The sequence below is a fragment of the Magnetococcus marinus MC-1 genome, from assembly GCF_000014865.1.
GTDB classification, from domain to species: Bacteria; Pseudomonadota; Magnetococcia; order Magnetococcales; family Magnetococcaceae; genus Magnetococcus; species Magnetococcus marinus.
In genome coordinates this window covers 2,628,724-2,646,286 of sequence record NC_008576.1, presented here as the reverse complement: position 1 = coordinate 2,646,286, position 17,563 = coordinate 2,628,724, and the positions used below count along the sequence as shown (strand labels likewise).

The 17,563-nt window shown below is 54.1% G+C and carries 12 protein-coding genes; 10 read left to right on the top strand and 2 right to left on the bottom strand.

The window, feature by feature from the left end; genetic code table 11:
• Positions 1–6: 6 nt before the first annotated feature.
• Positions 7–1,800: an extracellular solute-binding protein gene (locus MMC1_RS11030; RefSeq protein WP_011713782.1), complete on the bottom strand. Its 1,794-nt coding sequence runs from the start codon at positions 1,798–1,800 to the stop codon at positions 7–9.
• A gap of 105 nt (positions 1,801–1,905) precedes the next feature.
• Between MMC1_RS11030 and amrB the strand changes: the two genes are divergently transcribed.
• From amrB to MMC1_RS11015, 3 genes are all read left to right on the top strand, one after another.
• Positions 1,906–3,351: an AmmeMemoRadiSam system protein B gene (gene amrB, locus MMC1_RS11025; RefSeq protein WP_011713781.1), complete on the top strand. Its 1,446-nt coding sequence runs from the start codon at positions 1,906–1,908 to the stop codon at positions 3,349–3,351.
• A gap of 175 nt (positions 3,352–3,526) precedes the next feature.
• On the top strand, positions 3,527–5,521 hold the full coding sequence (locus tag MMC1_RS11020; protein WP_041641169.1) for a methyl-accepting chemotaxis protein: 1,995 nt from the start codon (positions 3,527–3,529) through the stop codon (positions 5,519–5,521).
• A gap of 209 nt (positions 5,522–5,730) precedes the next feature.
• A complete protein-coding gene (locus MMC1_RS11015) occupies positions 5,731–6,426 on the top strand; it encodes a metal-dependent hydrolase (protein ID WP_011713779.1) in 696 nt (231 codons plus the stop codon).
• A gap of 169 nt (positions 6,427–6,595) precedes the next feature.
• On the opposite strand, the gene MMC1_RS11010 is transcribed toward MMC1_RS11015, so the two are convergent.
• Complete coding sequence (locus tag MMC1_RS11010) at positions 6,596–8,506, bottom strand: SurA N-terminal domain-containing protein (RefSeq protein ID WP_011713778.1); 1,911 nt, start codon at positions 8,504–8,506, stop codon at positions 6,596–6,598.
• A 567-nt stretch (positions 8,507–9,073) separates the two neighbouring features.
• Here MMC1_RS11010 and ribF point away from each other — a divergent pair.
• The 7 genes from ribF to mobA all read left to right on the top strand — a co-directional run bounded on the left by ribF (position 9,074) and on the right by mobA (position 17,461).
• Entirely contained in the window at positions 9,074–9,997 is a 924-nt protein-coding gene (gene ribF, locus MMC1_RS11005; protein ID WP_011713777.1) for a riboflavin biosynthesis protein RibF, read from the top strand.
• Between the two features lie 49 nt (positions 9,998–10,046).
• On the top strand, positions 10,047–12,911 hold the full coding sequence (gene ileS, locus MMC1_RS11000) for an isoleucine--tRNA ligase (protein WP_011713776.1): 2,865 nt from the start codon (positions 10,047–10,049) through the stop codon (positions 12,909–12,911).
• Positions 12,908–13,387 carry a signal peptidase II gene (gene lspA / locus MMC1_RS10995; RefSeq protein ID WP_011713775.1) on the top strand — a complete coding sequence of 160 codons (480 nt, stop codon included), beginning with the start codon at positions 12,908–12,910 and terminating at the stop codon, positions 13,385–13,387. Before ileS ends, lspA begins: the two co-directional genes overlap by 4 nt.
• Positions 13,388–13,434: 47 nt before the next feature.
• Positions 13,435–13,788, top strand: coding sequence for a hypothetical protein (locus tag MMC1_RS10990; RefSeq protein WP_011713774.1), 354 nt, complete (start codon positions 13,435–13,437; stop codon positions 13,786–13,788).
• 211 nt (positions 13,789–13,999) lie between these two features.
• Positions 14,000–15,361 (top strand): M16 family metallopeptidase, encoded by a 1,362-nt coding sequence (locus MMC1_RS10985; RefSeq protein ID WP_011713773.1) that lies wholly within the window; start codon positions 14,000–14,002, stop codon positions 15,359–15,361.
• Positions 15,358–16,692, top strand: coding sequence for a M16 family metallopeptidase (locus tag MMC1_RS10980; RefSeq protein WP_011713772.1), 1,335 nt, complete (start codon positions 15,358–15,360; stop codon positions 16,690–16,692). The genes MMC1_RS10985 and MMC1_RS10980 overlap by 4 nt, the downstream gene beginning before the upstream one ends.
• Positions 16,693–16,876: 184 nt before the next feature.
• On the top strand, positions 16,877–17,461 hold the full coding sequence (gene mobA, locus MMC1_RS10975) for a molybdenum cofactor guanylyltransferase (RefSeq protein ID WP_081436271.1): 585 nt from the start codon (positions 16,877–16,879) through the stop codon (positions 17,459–17,461).
• Positions 17,462–17,563 lie beyond the last annotated feature (102 nt).

Sequence of the window (17,563 nt, the reverse complement as noted above, 5' to 3'; positions counted from 1 at the left end):
CGCAGGCTACTCCTGATGCTGGGCGCCGGGTTTTACCCACCAACTCATGACCCAACTGGAGGGTTGATAGTAGAGGGGCAGGGTGGCTGGGTGCTCAAAATAGTTGTAATAAGCAAGCCTATGGTAGGGTATGTGCCAGTTGGGGATCACATAATAACCGGCCCTCAAGACGCGGTCCAATGCGTGGGTGGCGGTGAGCAGCTCTTCCCGGCTTTTGGCGTAGGTAATCGCATCCACCAGCGCATCCACAGCAGGGTTTTTCAGGCCAAGCAGGTTATTGCTGCCCTCTTGGTCGGCGCTTTGACTGTGCCAATAGCCATATTGCTCATTGCCCGGTGAGAGGGATTGGCCAAACGAAGAGACCACCATATCAAAGTCAAAACTGCGTATGCGGCGGGTGTAGAGCGAGGCATCCACGGTGCGATAGTTTAGGGTGATGCCCAGTTTTTGCAAGTTGGCCACCATGGGGGCCATAATCCGCTCAAAACTCGCTTGAACCAGCACCATGTCGATGACAAAGGGCTGACCATCTTTAACCAGTTGGCGCTGGGGGTTCAATGCCCAGCCCGCCTCTTTGAGTTTTTGCATGGCTTGGCGCAAATTGCCGCGCAATCCTTCTGGTCCCGACGTGGTGGGTGGCTCCACGGCAGGGCCGAATACCGAAGCAGGCAGTTCGGCTTTCCATGGGGTGAGCAGGGCTAATTCGGCTGGGGAGGGTCGATCTTTGGCGGCCAGCTCGGAGTTATCAAAATAGCTGGCTGTGCGGGTGTATTGATCATAAAACAGATTTTTGTTGCTCCACTCAAAATCAAAGGCCAACGAGAGCGCTTGGCGAACCCGAATGTCCTGGAACATAGGACGTCGCAGGTTAAGAACAAACCCTTGCATACCTTGCACATTTTGGTGGGGTAGGGTGGTTTTTATGATTTTGCCTTGGTCAAAGGCAGCGCCCACATAGTCCCTGGCCCACTGTTTGGAGTGGTAGACATGCACAAAATCAAACTCCCCCGCCTTAAAGGCTTCTAGGGCGACGGTGGCATCCTTAAAATATTTGATCACTACTTTTTCAAAATTATACAGGCCCTTTTGGGTGGGCAGCTGCCAACCCCAATAGTTGGGGTTGCGTTTGTAGGTGATGGTTTTGCCGGCATCCACACGATCCACCACATAGGGGCCGGAACCGACCGGAGGGGTTAAAGACGCTTCACCAAAGGGGTGTTGGGTGAAAAAGTTTTTGCTTAACACCGGTAACTGACCGGTTATCAAGGGCAACTCCGGGTTTTTTTGGGAAAAGTGAAAGACCACGGTGTGATCGTCCAGGGCGACTGCCTTTGCAATATCCCGCCAATAGCTGCTGTAATGGGGGTGGGCCTGGGGGCTTTTTAAGATCTCCAAAGAGAAGAGCACATCGGCGCTGGTGACAGCCGAGCCGTCCGAAAATGTTGCAGCAGGGTTGAGACGATAGGTGACAGACAAACCATCCTCTGCCACAAAAACTTCCTTGGCCAACAGCTCGTATTGGGAAAAGGGTTCATCCAAGGCGCTGGTGGCAAGGGTCTCAAAGACCAAACTGCCCAGCATGTCGGGGGCTTCCCCTTTCAGGGTAAAGGGGTTCATTTTATCAAAACCGCCCAGGGACCACATGGTCAGGGCACCCCCTACAGGGGCGTTGGGATTGACATAATCAAAATGTTTAAAATCAGCAGGATATTTTAAATCTCCCCAGCGGCTCAGGCCATGATCTGCAAAAGCGTGCATGGGGATGAGGGTAAGGAGTAATAACCAGCCTATTTTTTTCATGATTGCCCACACAATTTATGGTTAACTTAATGCCAGAAGCCCTGTGCAGCATGGCGCTAAATAGTCAGGAATGCAAGGTTAGCCAAGGCAATTAAGGATCAAGCGATGGCCTCCATCAAAGTAACCCTAAGCAGTGCCAAACCCCACAGCCAGGTAAGCCCTAACCCGGAACGCTTAGCAGCCCGCGGTTATCACCGCATTCGCCCTGCGGCGGTGGCGGGGATGTTTTACCCAGCCCAGGCCGACGCATTGCGTCAGTTGGTGCGTTCTCTCTTGCAACAGGCCCCGAAACGGCATGACCAAGGGGAACCCCGCGCCTTTGTGGCCCCCCATGCAGGCTACCGCTACTCGGGCTTAACGGCGGCTTATGCTTATAACACCCTACAGGCAGCCCCCAAAGAGCGACCCCGGCGGGTGTTTTTGCTGGGGCCCAGTCATCGGGTGGCCCTGCATGGGGCCTCTTTGGGTAACTACGATGCCTTTGAGACCCCCTTGGGTCTGGTTGAGGTGGATCTGCCCTTGGTTGAGCGTATGGCGGCCCAGGAGAGCGATCTGGTATTGGACAATGCGCCTCACGCTCAAGAGCATTCACTGGAGGTACACCTGCCCTTTTTACAAGAGAGTTTGGCTCATTTTCGTTTGGTGCCCATGGTGTTTGGTCGCATTGAACCAAGCCGAGTTGCAGAAATTTTAGCCAAATATAGGGAGGCTGATGATCTTATTGTGGGTTCGTCGGATCTTTCGCACTTTTACGACTACGACACCGCCGTGGGCTTGGATCATACCTGCAATGAGGCAGTGCTTAACATGGATTTACAGGCCATGGCCCAATGTGAGGCGTGCGGCAATATTGCCATTCGCGCTTTGATGCAGACGGCCCAACACCAAGGGTGGCTACCGGAGTTGGCGGACTATCGCAATTCTGGCGACACAGCGGGGGATAAAAAGCGGGTGGTGGGTTATGCCAGTTATCTGTTTATGCAGCCAGAACAGGCAAAAGGATCGCTGGCCCCATTGCCGCCATTGGTGCGGCGTCATTTGGCCCAAGTGCTTAGCGGAGAAGCAGGGCTAAGCGCAGAACAGTTGGTGCAAACTCAGCCTCAGCTTGGGCAACCGGGAGCCTGTTTTATTACCCTGACCAAACAGGGGCAGTTGCGGGGTTGTATTGGTTCGCTACAGGCGCACCGCAGTTTGGCAGAAGATCTGTTGGCCAATGGGGTGGCGGCGGCATTAAAAGATCCCCGTTTTCCTGCGGTCAACCGAGAAGAGTTGGACCAACTGCGGGTGGAGGTGTCGCTGCTTACCCCAGCGGTAAAGTTGGAGTATCGCGATAGTGCCGACCTGTTGGAAAAGCTTAAACCAGGGGTGCATGGGGTGATTCTCTCCATGGGCACGCGGCGCAGCACCTTTTTACCCCAGGTGTGGGAGCAGTTGCCAACCCCAGAGCTGTTTTTAAATCATCTTTGCAAAAAGGCCGGTTTGCAGGGCGATTGCTGGCAACAAGGGCCAGAAATCTCCGTCTATACGGTGGAAAAGGTCAAAGAGGGCTGAGTGTCAAAGCGGCGGATTGATGAGCTAGCAGGGAAATCTGGCAGGGTTGGTTGCGTTTGGGACGATTGCAAGAGGGGCGCTTATATGGTCTAATGTGGCGCTTATCTATGCAACAAAATGGTTTATCGACAAAGACCCCGTTACTTCACGCCTCCTTGGGAGCCTCTGTAAGGTTATGACCGCCCCCCTAAGCCTCACCACACGTATTGGTATGATCGTCTTTCTCTCCGCTTTTATTGTGGGCCTTTCTGCCACCATCGCTACGGTGGCAGAGCTGCACCAAAAGGGGGATCGTGAAGCCCAGGATGCCATCAACCGCAATATGCGGGTGGCTTGGCATGAAGTGAAAAAAATAGGCACCACCTATATGCTAAAAAAGGACGGGCTCTATGCTGGAGATTTTCGTCTGAATGGTCATAATGAACTGGTGGATACCATCTCTACCCTAGTGGGTGGGACCGCGACGGTTTTTATGGGGGATACCCGTGTGGCGACCTCTGTAAAAAAGGCCGATGGCAACCGTGCCACGGGTACCAAGTTGGCTCGTAATGCCGCTTATAGGCATGTTTTTGAGGAAAAAACCCCATTCCGTGGGGTGGTAGAGATTCTGGGCACCCCCTATATTACCGGTTATGATCCCATCTTGGATGCCAAGGGCGATGTGGTGGGGATTCTCTATGTGGGCATTAAAACGGCGGAGTTTTATGCCTCCATTGAGCAGGTGCAGTACTGGATCATCGGTATTACCCTGATTTGCGGTAGCTTGGTGGTATTGGTGACGGTGTTTTATGTGCGGCGCATGATTGGGGCCCCGATCAACCATGTTGTCACCATTCTCGGTAAGGTGGCCCAAGGGGATCTAACCGTCAATTTACCCCCTTCTGCAAGGGAGGATGAAATTGGGCGCACCATTGAAGCAACCCGCATCATGGTCAACAGCCTGCGTGAAATTATTGACAGTATGGGGCGTACAACCAAAAGTCTCAATGGTGCAACAGGGCAACTGAGCAGTATATCGAGTGATTTAAACCATAGTTCACTCTCCCTAAGTGGTCACGCCTCACAAGTGGCCAACGCCAGCCAAGCGATGCACAACACTCTAAGTCGTGTCGGTAATGCCAGTGATGGTATGAACCGCGCCATGCAGCAGGTTTCTGAAAGTGCCGTGGAGATGGGTCAAAATATGTCGACCATCTCAGCCGCAGCGGAGGAGGCCAACGTCAACCTATCCACCGTGGCCTCCGCCACGGAAGAGGTGACGGTGAATATGGATGAGGTCAATTTGGCCGCCCAGCGCACCGGTGGCAATGTGACGGAAGTGGCCAACTCGGTGGAGGCCCTAACGACCACCATTGATGCTGTGCGTAACCGCTGTGAAGAGGCCAACCAGGGTGCCGAAGCGGCATCCAGCACGGCAAAAGAGACCTATGGGGTGATGGAAGCCCTTGCCCGTTCGGCCAAAGAGATTAACAAGGTGGTTTCGGTAATTAACAATATTGCCCAACAAACCAATATGTTGGCACTTAATGCTTCCATTGAGGCCGCTGGGGCGGGGGAGTCAGGTAAGGGGTTTGCGGTGGTGGCCAATGAGGTTAAGCAACTGGCCAGTCAAACCAGCGAAGCCACCAGCAGTATCGCGGCCCAGATTGACGAAATCCAAAATCAGAGCCGTCAAGCCGGCAAGGCGTCGCAAAATGTGGCGGAAATCAATGGTAAATTGGCAGAGGTGATTGAGGATATTCTTAGCGCTGTGGAAGAACAGAGCGGCACTGTGGCGGCGATCTCTCGCTCCATGGCAGAGGTCAACCATGAAACCCGCGAGGTGAGCCACCGGGTGGAAGAAGCCACCGCAGGCTCCCAAGAGGTGGCCCGTAGTGTACAGGAGATCGCCCTGGGTATTAATGAAGTCACCCAGAGCGTGGTACACGCCTCCACAGGGGTACAGGGCATGGTTCAGCTGGTCGCTAACTCATCCCAAGCCAGCCGTGAAATAACCCAGCAGGTGCAGGCCTCCTCACAATCGGCGCAGAAGGTCGCCCAGAGTATGGGCGAGGTCAACGATGCCGCCCAGCGTATGACCCAACTGAGCGGTGCAGTACAAAATCAGGCGGTGAATATGGGGCAAATTGCCAATGAATTGGGCCAGATTCTAAACCGATTTAAAGCGTAGGGTTTACGTTGTGGCAAGGGCTTAGGGGGCTGTCCTAGCGTAAATTTTTTGAGATTTTAATCAGATAGACGATACGGCCAGGATTTTGTGAAGGTGCATCCAAAAAAGTCCGATAGAGGGTAGGGTGGGGTAGCCATGGTGGGCGAGCGCATCCGCCTATCCAGGGGGCATGGGTCAAACCTTCACGTCTTTCTTGGGAGTATGGATGTATGGCAGGTTTTCACACCCATTTGACGGTGGGTTCTGTGGCATCGGGCATGGTCGCCACGGGGCTCTATGCGGGGGGCGTGGCAACCCCGCTGGAGGTCGCGCTCTATTTTAGCTGTGGGGCGGTGGCCTCTCTGCTGCCCGATGTGGATTCGGACCGTTCAACCATCCTTAGTGTGGTGTTTACCTTGGTGTCGGTGTTGCTGGCATTTGGCTTGTTATTTGGTCAACCGGTGACACAAGGTTTGTCGGGTTTAGAGCTCTTTTTACTCTGGGTCGGTCTCTTTGTGGCCATGCGTTTAGCGGTTTTTGAGCTGTTTACGCGGGTGACCGTGCATCGGGGCATTTTTCACTCCATTCCTGCGGCAATTTTGTTTGGGGCACTCACCGTTCTGTTATTGCACCATGCTTTTCATCTCTCTGTGCTAACGGCATGGGTGGCGGGTGGCTTTATTGCCGGTGGTTTTGTGCTACATCTACTGCTGGATGAAATGTATAGCATTCAGTTAACCGGTGCCCGTGTTAAACGCTCTTTTGGCACGGCGTGTAAACTGTGGAGCCGGGATCTCTATGCAACCTTAGCCCTCTATGCAACCACCGCTGTGGCGCTATGGTTGACGCCGCGTACGGAACTGCTGTGGGAGGGGCGGGTCTATCAACTGGCTTGGTACTCGGTTTGGAATAGCTGGATGCCCTAAAGAGGTAAGCAGGGGCGGCCAAAACGCTTACGTTGCTTCCTGCGGCTTCTCCATGGAACGTGTGTCTCGTTAGCGGGTTAGGGCGGTGTGGCGCTGATTAAGGGGCTGGATCATAAAAAAAGGACCGGGAGCAATCCCGGCCCTTTTTAGTGGAAGGTCGCCCAAGCTATTAGAGGTTGTTGAATACCTTGGGGTCATAGCTGATCTCTGCATGTTTACGGCGCCAAGCCATAAAGGCTTCGCGCATTTCATTGCCCAGCATGTTGGTAAACATCGCTTGAAGTTGGCTATTGGCGAGCATATCGGTGTCAACCGTGCCGGGGGTGACTTCGAGCAATTTTAGGATATAGCGATGATTTCCCTCGCTGATAACCTTTTCGTAAATCGGCTTGTCCAGCGCGATACGGAAGGCTGCTTGACGCACGTTCGCAGGAACCTTGCTCTCTTTATCCATTGCGGTAAAGGGGGCCGGAGCCTGGGCTTGGAATGGTGCGTGGCTTTTGGCAACCTCTTCCCAACTGCTGCCGCTGTTTAAGGCTTTTAGGGCATTATCCATTAGCTCTTGGGCCTGGGTTTGAGCTTTTTCCTGACGATAGGCAGCCAGTAATGCGGCACGTACTTCGGCCAAGGGTTTTAAGGTGGCGTCCTCATGGTCGGTTACTTCCAACACAAAATAGCGGTTGTTGGCTAGCTCCACCAAGGTGCTACGTTCCCCTTTCAGGGTAGAAAAGGCCACTTCATGAAACTTGGCTTCGCGTTCGATAGAGACCGTTTCGTCAAGCTTGCTGAACTCAATCCAGCCGGTCTCCTTAAAGCGCAGGTTTAGCTCCTTGCCGATGGTGGCCAAGCTATCGGCGGTGGCGAGCATATCTTCCAACGCAATCGACTTGCTGTAGATCGCTTCGCCAGCGCCCTCTTGAAAGAGTTGTTCGGCAATTTCGGGTTTAACCTGCTCAAAGCTACGGGTGCCAGCTGGATCAATATGGTCAACCAGGATCAAGTGAAAACCAAAGGGGCTCTCCACAACCTCCGAAACCTTGCCCTCGGGCAGGGTAAAGGCGGCCTCTTCAAAACGCTCAACCAAGCCGCCCCCCCGTTGGAATACCCCCAATTCCCCCCCTTGACTGGCGGTGACATCTTCTGAGAGCAGTTTGGCTACCTCGGCAAAGCTTTCACCGTTAGCAATGCGCTGCTTGGCATCCTCAATCTTTTTCTGGGCCGCTGCTTTGGCGGTGGCATCGCCGGCCTTGAATTTGGCCAGGATATGCCGAAGTTTGCGGCTTTCCAGGGTCTTGTACAGCGGTTTATTGTCATCATAGTAGGCGATGATTTTGGCCTCATCTACTTTCAGCTCGTCGCGCACACTCTCGGCATCCAGCAACAGATAGCGAACTTTAACCCGCTGCTTGATGGAGTAGGCATCGCGGTTGTTTTCTTGATAGGCACGCAGGGCTTCGTCACCAGGATCATCCACGCTGGCTAGGGTTGCTTGGTCCAACATCAGCAGCGCCACCCGTCGTTTTTCGCTCTCCTGCTTGAGGGCATCATCTAACAGCAGGGTGGGTGTGGTGGCTACTTGGGTCAAACCCTGGGCAAGATGGGCCCGAGCGTGTCGTACCAGAGTATCCTGCTCAAAGGTTTTGGGGTCGAGCCGGTTTTGCCGCAGCAATTGCCGATAGAGGGCATCGTCAAACTTGCCCTTGAGCTGAAAGGTGGGATCCTCGGCGATGGTCTTTTGTAACCCCTTGGGGGAGAGGGTTAGACCCATCTGCATGGCACTATGCAGCATGAGTTGTTCGTCCACCATGCGTTGCAAAAACTGTTGGCGCAGTTGCTGGCGAATCATTGGATTATCCAGGGGCAGATTGCCCAGGCGCTGTTTCTGTTCACGCAGAAAACGATCAAAGGATTGCCGAATATAGCCTTGGGAAGCCGACCAATTCTCTACCGTCAACACCGGTGTATCACGCCCGGCATTTCTAAGTCCCTCGATCCCCCAGACGGAGAAAGAGACGGCAATCAGAATCAGCAGGATTTTGATGACCCAGCTGTTGGCGCTTTTGCGCATTACGTTGAGCATGCTGCCCACTCCTAGGTTCTACAAAAAACAGGTCATTTAAGATTGAGTAATGCGCTACTCTAGCTATAGCGGCATCCAGGTTCAACCTCTGACGCGCATAAGGCATAAAAAGAGCTTGCTGCGGGTGGGCGAGGAGGGTGGCTGGAGGGTCTGTGATGCTGTATGGTGGGGATCGCTGGTTAAAGGTGAAGAGTCCCTTTATTTCCGGTCCATAGCTGGGGTATTCTAAGCAGCTTACTAGGGGTTGTCGCCGATTTTTAATCAGGGGCGGGGGCTGGACCCTGTAATAGTGGTCTAAAGGATTCATACGCTTAGGGATTGTCTTTCACCATGTTCCTGTCGTGAGGCCCTGTTTTGCAAGGGTGGCCACCCATAAAAAAACAAAGCACCCTGCGGGTCTGGCTTTATGAAGGGGCAAGCCCGATGAAGGAGCAAGTCCGGCTGCTCATGGTGTCCCAGCGGATCTATGTCACCCTGGACTCTACGCTAAAAAGTGCGTGAGAAGATGGCACACTGCCCCTTGGCCGGGTAGTCGCGGCTTATCTTTGTAAGGATTAAGGTTACGCCATGTATATCATCCGCGGTTTGATCAATCTTCCGGATCGCTTTCGCGGGGCAGTGCTGACCATTGGTAATTTTGATGGGGTTCATCGGGGTCATCAGCGCCTCTTTGCACAACTTCATGCGTTGGGACAGCTGCACCAAGCGCCCACCATGGCCATGACCTTTGAACCGCACCCCCGCCGGGTGTTGCGTCCTGAGCAGCCCCTTGATCGCATAACCGGGGTACGGGGTAAGGCGCGATGGATGGATCAATATGGTCTTGATGCCATGTTTATCTGTCGTTTTACCCGTCAGTTGCAGACGATGCCCGCTGAGGATTTTGTGCGGGATTTGCTGGCCCATGGGCTAGGCATTCGCGAGGTGGTGATTGGTGAAAATTTTCGCTTTGGTAGTCATGGTCGTGGCGATTTTAACACCTTGGCGAACCTGGGGCAGCGCTATGGCTTTGGCGCGCACAAGGCGGAGCTGCTGTTAGAGGGGGGGGTTAATGTCTCCTCCACAGGGGTGCGGCAGGCAATTCGGCAAGCGGATTTTAAAGCCGCTGAAGCGCTGTTGGGTCGTCCCTTTGAGATAGAAGGGCGGGTGATCGCCGGCATGCGGCGGGGCCGAGGATTGGGGTTTCCCACGGCCAATGTGGCCCTTTACCACCTATTATACCCCCCTGTTGGGGTCTATTTGGTGGAGGCCATGGTGGAAGGGCTCTGGTGTCCGGCCATTGCCAATATTGGTAGCAATCCCACCTTTGGGGACGAGGGATTGCATATGGAGGTGCATATGCTGGTTCCGTGCAGCGACCTTTACCATCGAAATCTACGGGTAAAGTTTCACGCCTTTGTGCGTGGTGAACATAAATTTCCGGATGTCGAGGCGTTAAAGGCGCAGATCGGTGCCGATGTGGCAGCGGCCAAGACCTATTTTAATCTGTAGAGCATAATCCTATAAGGGAGCCTATGGCCCCGGGGTGAAGGAGCCCTTCATGGCGTACAAAGATACCATCCAATTGCCCGAGACCGAACTGCCCATGCGGGCCAACCTGCCTCAGCGGGAGCCAGAAATTTTGGCCAAGTGGGCGCAGATGGCGCTCTATGAGCGTTTGCGTGAGTCGGGTCAAGGCAAACAGCCCTTCATTTTGCATGATGGCCCCCCCTACGCCAATGGTCATTTGCATATGGGTCACGCCATCAACAAGGTACTCAAAGATATTATCTGCAAATCGCGGCAGATGCAGGGTATGGATGCGGTTTATGTCCCTGGTTGGGACTGCCACGGCCTACCCATTGAGCTTAAGGCGGAACAAGAGCTGAAAGCCGAGGGTAAAGAGAAAGAAGAGATTGACGTGGTGGCGTTTCGCCAGCGCTGCCGCACCTTTGCCGGCAAGTGGGTAGAGACCCAAAAGGAGGAGTTTCAGCGCCTGGGCGTCTCCGGTGATTGGCACAATCCCTACCTGACCATGGACTATCGTTTTGAGGCGGATATTGTGCGGGAACTGGGCCGTTTTCTGCACAATGGCGGGCTCTACAAAGGGGCCAAGCCGGTCTATTGGTGTACCCATGATGTCACGGCCCTGGCCGAGGCCGAGGTAGAGTATCAGGATCATGAATCCACCACCATCTATGTTAAATTCCCTTTAGCGGCGGAGGCCTCTCTGGCCGACCTGCATCCAGAACTGGCGGGTAAATCGTGCAGTGTGGTGATCTGGACGACCACCCCTTGGACCATCCCTGCCAACTTGGCGGTATGTCTGAATGGTGATCTTAGCTATGTCATGGTGGAGATTCTCAACCCGGCTGATAACCACAATTTGGCGGTGGGTGAGCACCTTCTGCTGGCCGAAGCGTTGTGGGAACCGACCTTACAAGCGGCTGGCCTAAACCCAGAGCGTGACGCGCGGGTGGTGGTGCGGTTAAGCGGGGCCGATTTGGAAAACCGTCGCTTCCGTCATCCCTTTTTAGAGCAGGATGCCCCCATCTTGTTGGGGGATCATGTCACCACCGAGGCGGGTACGGGCTGCGTGCATACCGCGCCCGGTCATGGTGCCGAGGACTATGAGGTGAGCCTGAAATATGGCATTCAGCCCTATAATCCAGTGGATGATTATGGCAAGTTTGTGGAGGGCACACCCTTTTTTGCCGGTGAGCACATCAAAAAGGCCAATCCTCAAGTGGTGACGCTGTTGGATGAGCGAGGAGCCTTGCTTGCCAGCAGTAAAATTAACCACAGCTATCCCCACTGCTGGCGTTGCAGTACGCCGCTGATTACCCGCGCTACGCCTCAGTGGTTTATCTCCATGGAGATAAACGATCTGCGCAAAAAGGCGCTGCAAGCGATCAAGGATACCAGCTGGATCCCCCATTGGGGTGAGGAGCGCATCCACAACATGGTGGAAAACCGACCCGATTGGTGCGTGAGCCGGCAGCGTACCTGGGGGGTACCCATTGCGGTGCTGAGTTGTACCGATTGTGGCCAAATTGTGCGGGATGAGGCCATTACCGAAAACATCGCTGTGGCGATGGAGCAGGCCGGGGCCGATGTGTGGTTTGAGAAAGAGGCGGCCCAATTTTTACCGGCCGACTACCGCTGTAGCGGATGTGGCAGCCAGCACTTTAAAAAAGAGTCAGACATTTTGGATGTGTGGTTTGATTCCGGTGTGACCCATGCGGCAGTGTTGGAGCGGCGGCCCCAACTGCGTTGGCCGGCGGACCTCTATCTGGAGGGGTCTGATCAACATCGTGGCTGGTTCCATTCATCGCTTTTGGCCTCGGTGGGCACTCGTGACCGGGCGCCCTACAAGGCGGTATTGACCCATGGTTTTGTGGTGGATGGTAAGGGCCACAAAATGTCCAAATCTCGTGGCAATGTCATCGCCCCAGAGAAGGTGATTAAACAGTATGGGGCAGATATTCTACGCATGTGGGTATCCGCAGAGGATTATGCGGGGGATATCCGCATTTCAGACGAGATTCTCAAGGGGCTGTCGGACGCTTATCGGCGCATCCGCAATACCATACGCTATCTGATTAGTAACCTCAGTGGGTTTGATGCCGCTGAGCACACGGTGCCCTATGGGCAGTTGCTGGAACTTGACCGTTGGGCGTTGGATCGGGTGGCTCGACTTATCCGAGATGTAGAAAAGGCTTATACCGACTACACCTTTCACCGGGTGTATCAAAGCCTGCACTATTTCTGTGGGGTAGAGATGGGAGCCTTTTACCTGGATATTATCAAAGACCGTCTCTACTGTGACGCCCCGGATTCGGTAGAGCGGCGCAGTGCGCAGACGGTTATGCACCATATGCTGGAGACGCTGGTGCGTCTGATGGCACCAGTTATGGCCTTTACCGCCGAAGAGGTGTGGCACTATATGGCCGGTGAGCGGGAGGCCTCGGTGCATTTAGCAGCCTTTCCAAAAGAGCATCCCGAGTGGTATGACGATGCCTTGGCGAAACGCTGGGAACGCTACCGGCAGGTACGTGCTGAAGTCTATAAAAGCCTGGAAAAAGACCGGGTGGAAAAGCGCGTAGGTTCGTTCATGCAGTCCACCGTGACACTTTATTGCAGTGAGGAGCTGGCGGAGTTTTTAAGCCAATTCAGCGCGCAAAATAGCCGACTGTTCATTGTTAGTCGGGTGGATATCAAGCCCCTTGCCGAGGCCCCTGCTGAGGCGGTTGTTTCGGAAGAGATTACCGGGCTTAAGGTGTTAACCGGGGTTTCTGGCAGTGATAAGTGTGTGCGGTGTTGGAATTTTGATCCAGGCGTGGGCGCTCATGACGATCACCCAGAGCTCTGTCCTCGCTGTCGTGAAGTGGTGTTAGAGATGGGTCTGACTGGACCAGACGCATGATTCGGTTTGGCCTGTTGGCGGCGCTGATGACACTGGTGCTGGATCAGCTGAGCAAAGTTTGGGCTCAGCAGGTTTTAGTCAACCGTGGGATAGAGATCATGCCAGGCTATTTTGATCTGACCCTGGTGCATAACTTGGGGGCGGCTTTTGGCATGTTCACCAACTTGGCACCCTTTTGGCGTCAGTTCTTGTTGGTTGGGGTCGCGGTGGTGGCCTGTATTATGATTCTCATGATGCTACGCAGTGCCCAAACCCGCTATAGCGCAGCGGCGTTGGGCATGATTATGGGTGGTGCGATGGGGAATTTGCTGGATCGGGTGCGTCTTGGTTGGGTGGTGGATTTTATTCACCTGCATTGGCAGACGCTCTCCTGGCCGGTTTTTAATATCGCAGATACCGCGATCACCATTGGGGTCGCCATGATTTTGCTAGAGGGTTTTGGGGTTGGGGTGCCGCGCTCAAAATCAACTTTGTAGGAGGATCCTTCTTGGTGAAAGAGGAATTTAAAAGGATGGGACAGACGATGAAAGCAGGATGGATCGCAAAGTTGGGTTTGACCTTAATGGGATCGGTGATGCTTGGTGGTTGTGTGTTGGCAGATTTTAGTATGCCTTGGGAAAAAAAGGTAGAGGCCAGCGATATTCCCACCCGTGAGCCGCTGGAGATTCCACCGGATCTGTATAAACTGCCCGATGCTAACTATAAACCGCAAAAGCCGGGTTCCGCCGCTGAGGTTGATGCATCCACCCAGGCGGGAGAGGCCGCCAGCCAAATTTTATTTGGTGAGGGTCAGGTTGGGGAAACACCGTCACCGGACGACCGAGTTCAGAGTGGCCGTAAAAGCCAAGAAACATTGCCGGACTGGCTGAATCAATAGTTGCAATCGCTGCTGTCTGATTGCGGGCGCGGCCCACATGCTTTGGCTTATGTAAGGGGCTAAGCATGTGGGCCGCGGCCTGCTTCATCCCCCATCGTGTATGCTCCCCACTCTTCTCTTTCTACGTTGCCCCCCCTTCCCTTTGCCGGTTGATGGCATTACTCTGAGTTGCAAGATAGGCTGTTCTATCCCCAACGATGGAGTAGAGTTCATGGGCTTGGTCCGTGTTTTTTGGTTGATGCTGGGTCTGTTTGTGCAGGTGGCGATGGCGGCTGAAACGCTACCTGAACATCAAAGCTACACGCTGGATAATGGTTTGCAGGTGGTGGTGATCCGCGAGGGGCGCGCACCGTTGGTGGTGACACAGGTGTGGTATCGGGTGGGTTCTTATGATGAACAGGAGGGTATAACCGGTATCTCCCACATGCTGGAACATATGATGTTTCAGGGCACCGAGCGCGTGGCTCCGGGTCAATATAGCAAGCAGATCGCCCGGCTAGGTGGTCACGATAACGCCGCGACATCCCAAGATTATACTTTTTATTACAGCACATTGGCTAAAGAGCATCTGGCCACGGCCCTGCAATTAGAGGCCGACCGCATGCGTAACTTAGTGCTGACTGAGGCAGAGTTCCAACAGGAGAATAAAGTGGTGCAGGAGGAGCGCCGCATGCGGGTTGAAAACAGCCCCCAAGCGCGCATTCAGGAGCAGTATGGGAAAATTTTGTACGGGCAGCATCCCTACAGTCACCCGGTTATTGGTTGGATGTCCGATGTGCAGGGGTTGAACGTCGCTAAGCTAAAGGGGTGGTATCAACGTTATTATGCGCCGAATAATGCCACACTGGTGGTTGCTGGGGACGTGGATTTTGAGCACACACGCCAGTTGGTTCTCCGCTATTTTGGTCCGTTGCAGGCGGATGCCAGTGTACAGCCGCCGGTGGTGGCGCCATGGCAACCGCACACTCAACGGCAGGTGTTAAATTACAGCGATGCGCAGGTTCGCCGGGCAACTTGGATGGCCAGTTGGCTGGTTCCTCACAATGGGGGTGGGGCGGATCAGCGGGAAAGTTACGCGCTTAAACTGGCGGTACAGCTGTTGGATGGGGGTATCTCCAACCGTTTGCAGCGTTTGACGCAGAGTGCCGGGGGGCTGGTTAATGCGGGTGCCAGTTATAGCATGTTTGGGCGTGGCCCAGCTTCGTTTAGCCTGTATGCCATGCCGCAAAAAGGGGTTAGCATGAAGCAGGTCGAGGCGATGATGATGACGGAAATAACCCGCCTTGCCACGCAACCCGCCAGCCCCGATGAGCTGCGTAAGGTTAAGAATGGCCTGCTAGCCAGTCAGATTTATGCTAGGGATTCGGTGCAGGGCATTGCCAACGTGGTGGGCCGTTTGAACGCTTTGGGTTTGGAGTGGCAGAGTTACTATCGGGATTTTGAGGCCCGTGTAGAGCAGGTGACACCTGAAGAGATTCAACAAGTGGTGCAGCGTTATTTACAACCCCAGCAGGCATTGATTGGTACCCTCACACCCGCGCTTGAAGAGACCGCGCAGGAGAATCAAGGATGAGCAAAATCAGATTATTCCGTTTTTCCTTGGTGGTGTTGGGGCTGCTGTTTGCACTGTTTCTCACGCCGGTCCATGCGGCCCCCCAGGTGACTCGGGTGGTGCTGCCCAACCAGTTCCACGGGGTATTGGTAGAGAGCCATAGCAATCCCATGGTAGAGGTGTGTCTGTATATACGGGCCGGGTCGGTCATGGATCCGCAGGGGCAAGAGGGCACCGCCTATATGTTGGGTTGGTTGATAAATGAAGGGGCAGGGCAACAGGATAGTACCCAGTTTCAGCAAGCCATGGACAACTATGGAATAACCCTCAATGGCACAGCCAGCCGGGATTATCTAAAAGTGACCATGCGGGCTTTAAGTAAGGATATGGTCTACGCCTTTGAGTTGTTGGGTGCGGCCATTAATCAGCCCCGTTTGGATCAAGAACCCATTGAGCGGGCCAAACGAGAGATGGTGGCCAGTTTTGAGCAGAACCGCGAAGATGCCGATGTACGGGTGGAGGAACGGCTAGAGGCGCTGTTGCTGGGGCAACACCCTTATGGGCGACGGGTGGAGGGGGATCCAGAGAGCATTACCAAGATCTCGCGGGAGGGTTTGCGGCGTTTTCATGCCCAGGCGATGCGTGGCCCCAACATGGTTTTGAGTGTGGCGGGAGATATGCGACCTGAGCAGTTTATGGCGCTGGTGCATCAACATTTTGGGGGGCTTTCAGCCGATCCTGGCCCCTTTGGTGCGACCATTCCCACCGTTGCCTCCCCCGTACCTCAACCCTGGCAGGTTGAGCATGTGGAAATGGATAAAGCTCAGAGTGTCATTGCGGTGGGATGGCCAGGGCCCAACCGTCAACATCCGGACTATTACGCCATTACGGTGTTGGATCATATTTTGGGGGGATCAGGGTTTGGCAGTCGTTTGACGGAGCGCTTGCGCGAAGAGCAGGGTTTGACCTACTCGGTCTACTCCTATTTTTCACCGTGGGAAGGGCAGGGGATTTGGCAGGTTGCTATGGCGACCAAGCCGGAAAATGTGCCCCATGCGGTGTCAGAGATCCGTACCATTCTCAGTCAACTGGCCAAGGATGGGGTGCAAGAAGATGCGTTAAAACGGGCGAAGGAAAATCTATTGGGTGGGTTTCCCATCGCACTGGACACCCTTGGCAAGTTGGCATCAACGTGGGGTTTGATCGGCTATTATAAACGGGGCTGGGACTATCTTGATCAGTGGCCTAAGCGTATTGAGCGGGTTACGCAAGAAGATATTCAGCGGGTGGCGCGCAGCTTTTTTCAAGAACCTAAGATGCGTGTCGTTACCGCGGGGCGGGCTACCCCCTAGGGGAAGAGGGGCTAGCGTATGATTCTGTGTGGGGCGGCTTTTCACCAAGCCGCCCCTTTTTTTTGGGTGGTGGGAGAGAGGCATATTTTGTGCTTAGCAAACCTTGGTGCGGGGGTGGCAGCATGTGTCAGCCTGGGTTATTGGCGCCGTTATGGTCTCCATTTTAAGTGCGTGAGATGCGGTTATGAAAAGTAAAACCACAGGGGCAATGTTGGCAGGGGGGCTTTCCTCTCGTATGGGGACGGATAAAGCAATGCTGCTTTGGAAGGGGATTCCGCTATGGCAGCATGTTTTTACCCGCATGGCTCCACAAGTGGCCTCTTTGACACTGCTTTATAGTGGCAATCCCACCATTTTTCCTGAGGGGTTGCCCATCACGGCGGATCTGCGTCGCGGCCATTTGGGGCCCTTGGCCGGAGTAGAGACGGCGCTTACCCGTATGCGCACAGAGTGGTTGTTTACCGCGCCGGTAGATCTGCCGTTGCTGCCCCGGGATTGCGTGGCGCAAATGGCGTTGCGTGCCAAACAGGGAGATGTGTTGGTCGTGTGTGCAGAGAGTTGCAACCGAATTCATGGTACGGTGGCCTTGTGGCACCGTAAAGTGTTGCCCAACGTTCAGCAGGCTTTAGATGAAAAACGCTATGGGGTGTTGGATTTTTTGCGTCAAACAGGTTTTGCAACCTGTAGTTTTATGCGCCGGGATGATGGCGTTGATCCCTTTCTAAATCTTAATCGTCCTGAAGATTTTCAACATCTTCCAAAAGATTAACCCCCACGAAAAGCAACCCCGCTGAGAGCATGGAAAAGGGTGGCAAGGTGACAGCTTGCCCGCTTTGTTGGCATGGGTATCAGCTTTTTCTTATGGTGGGCA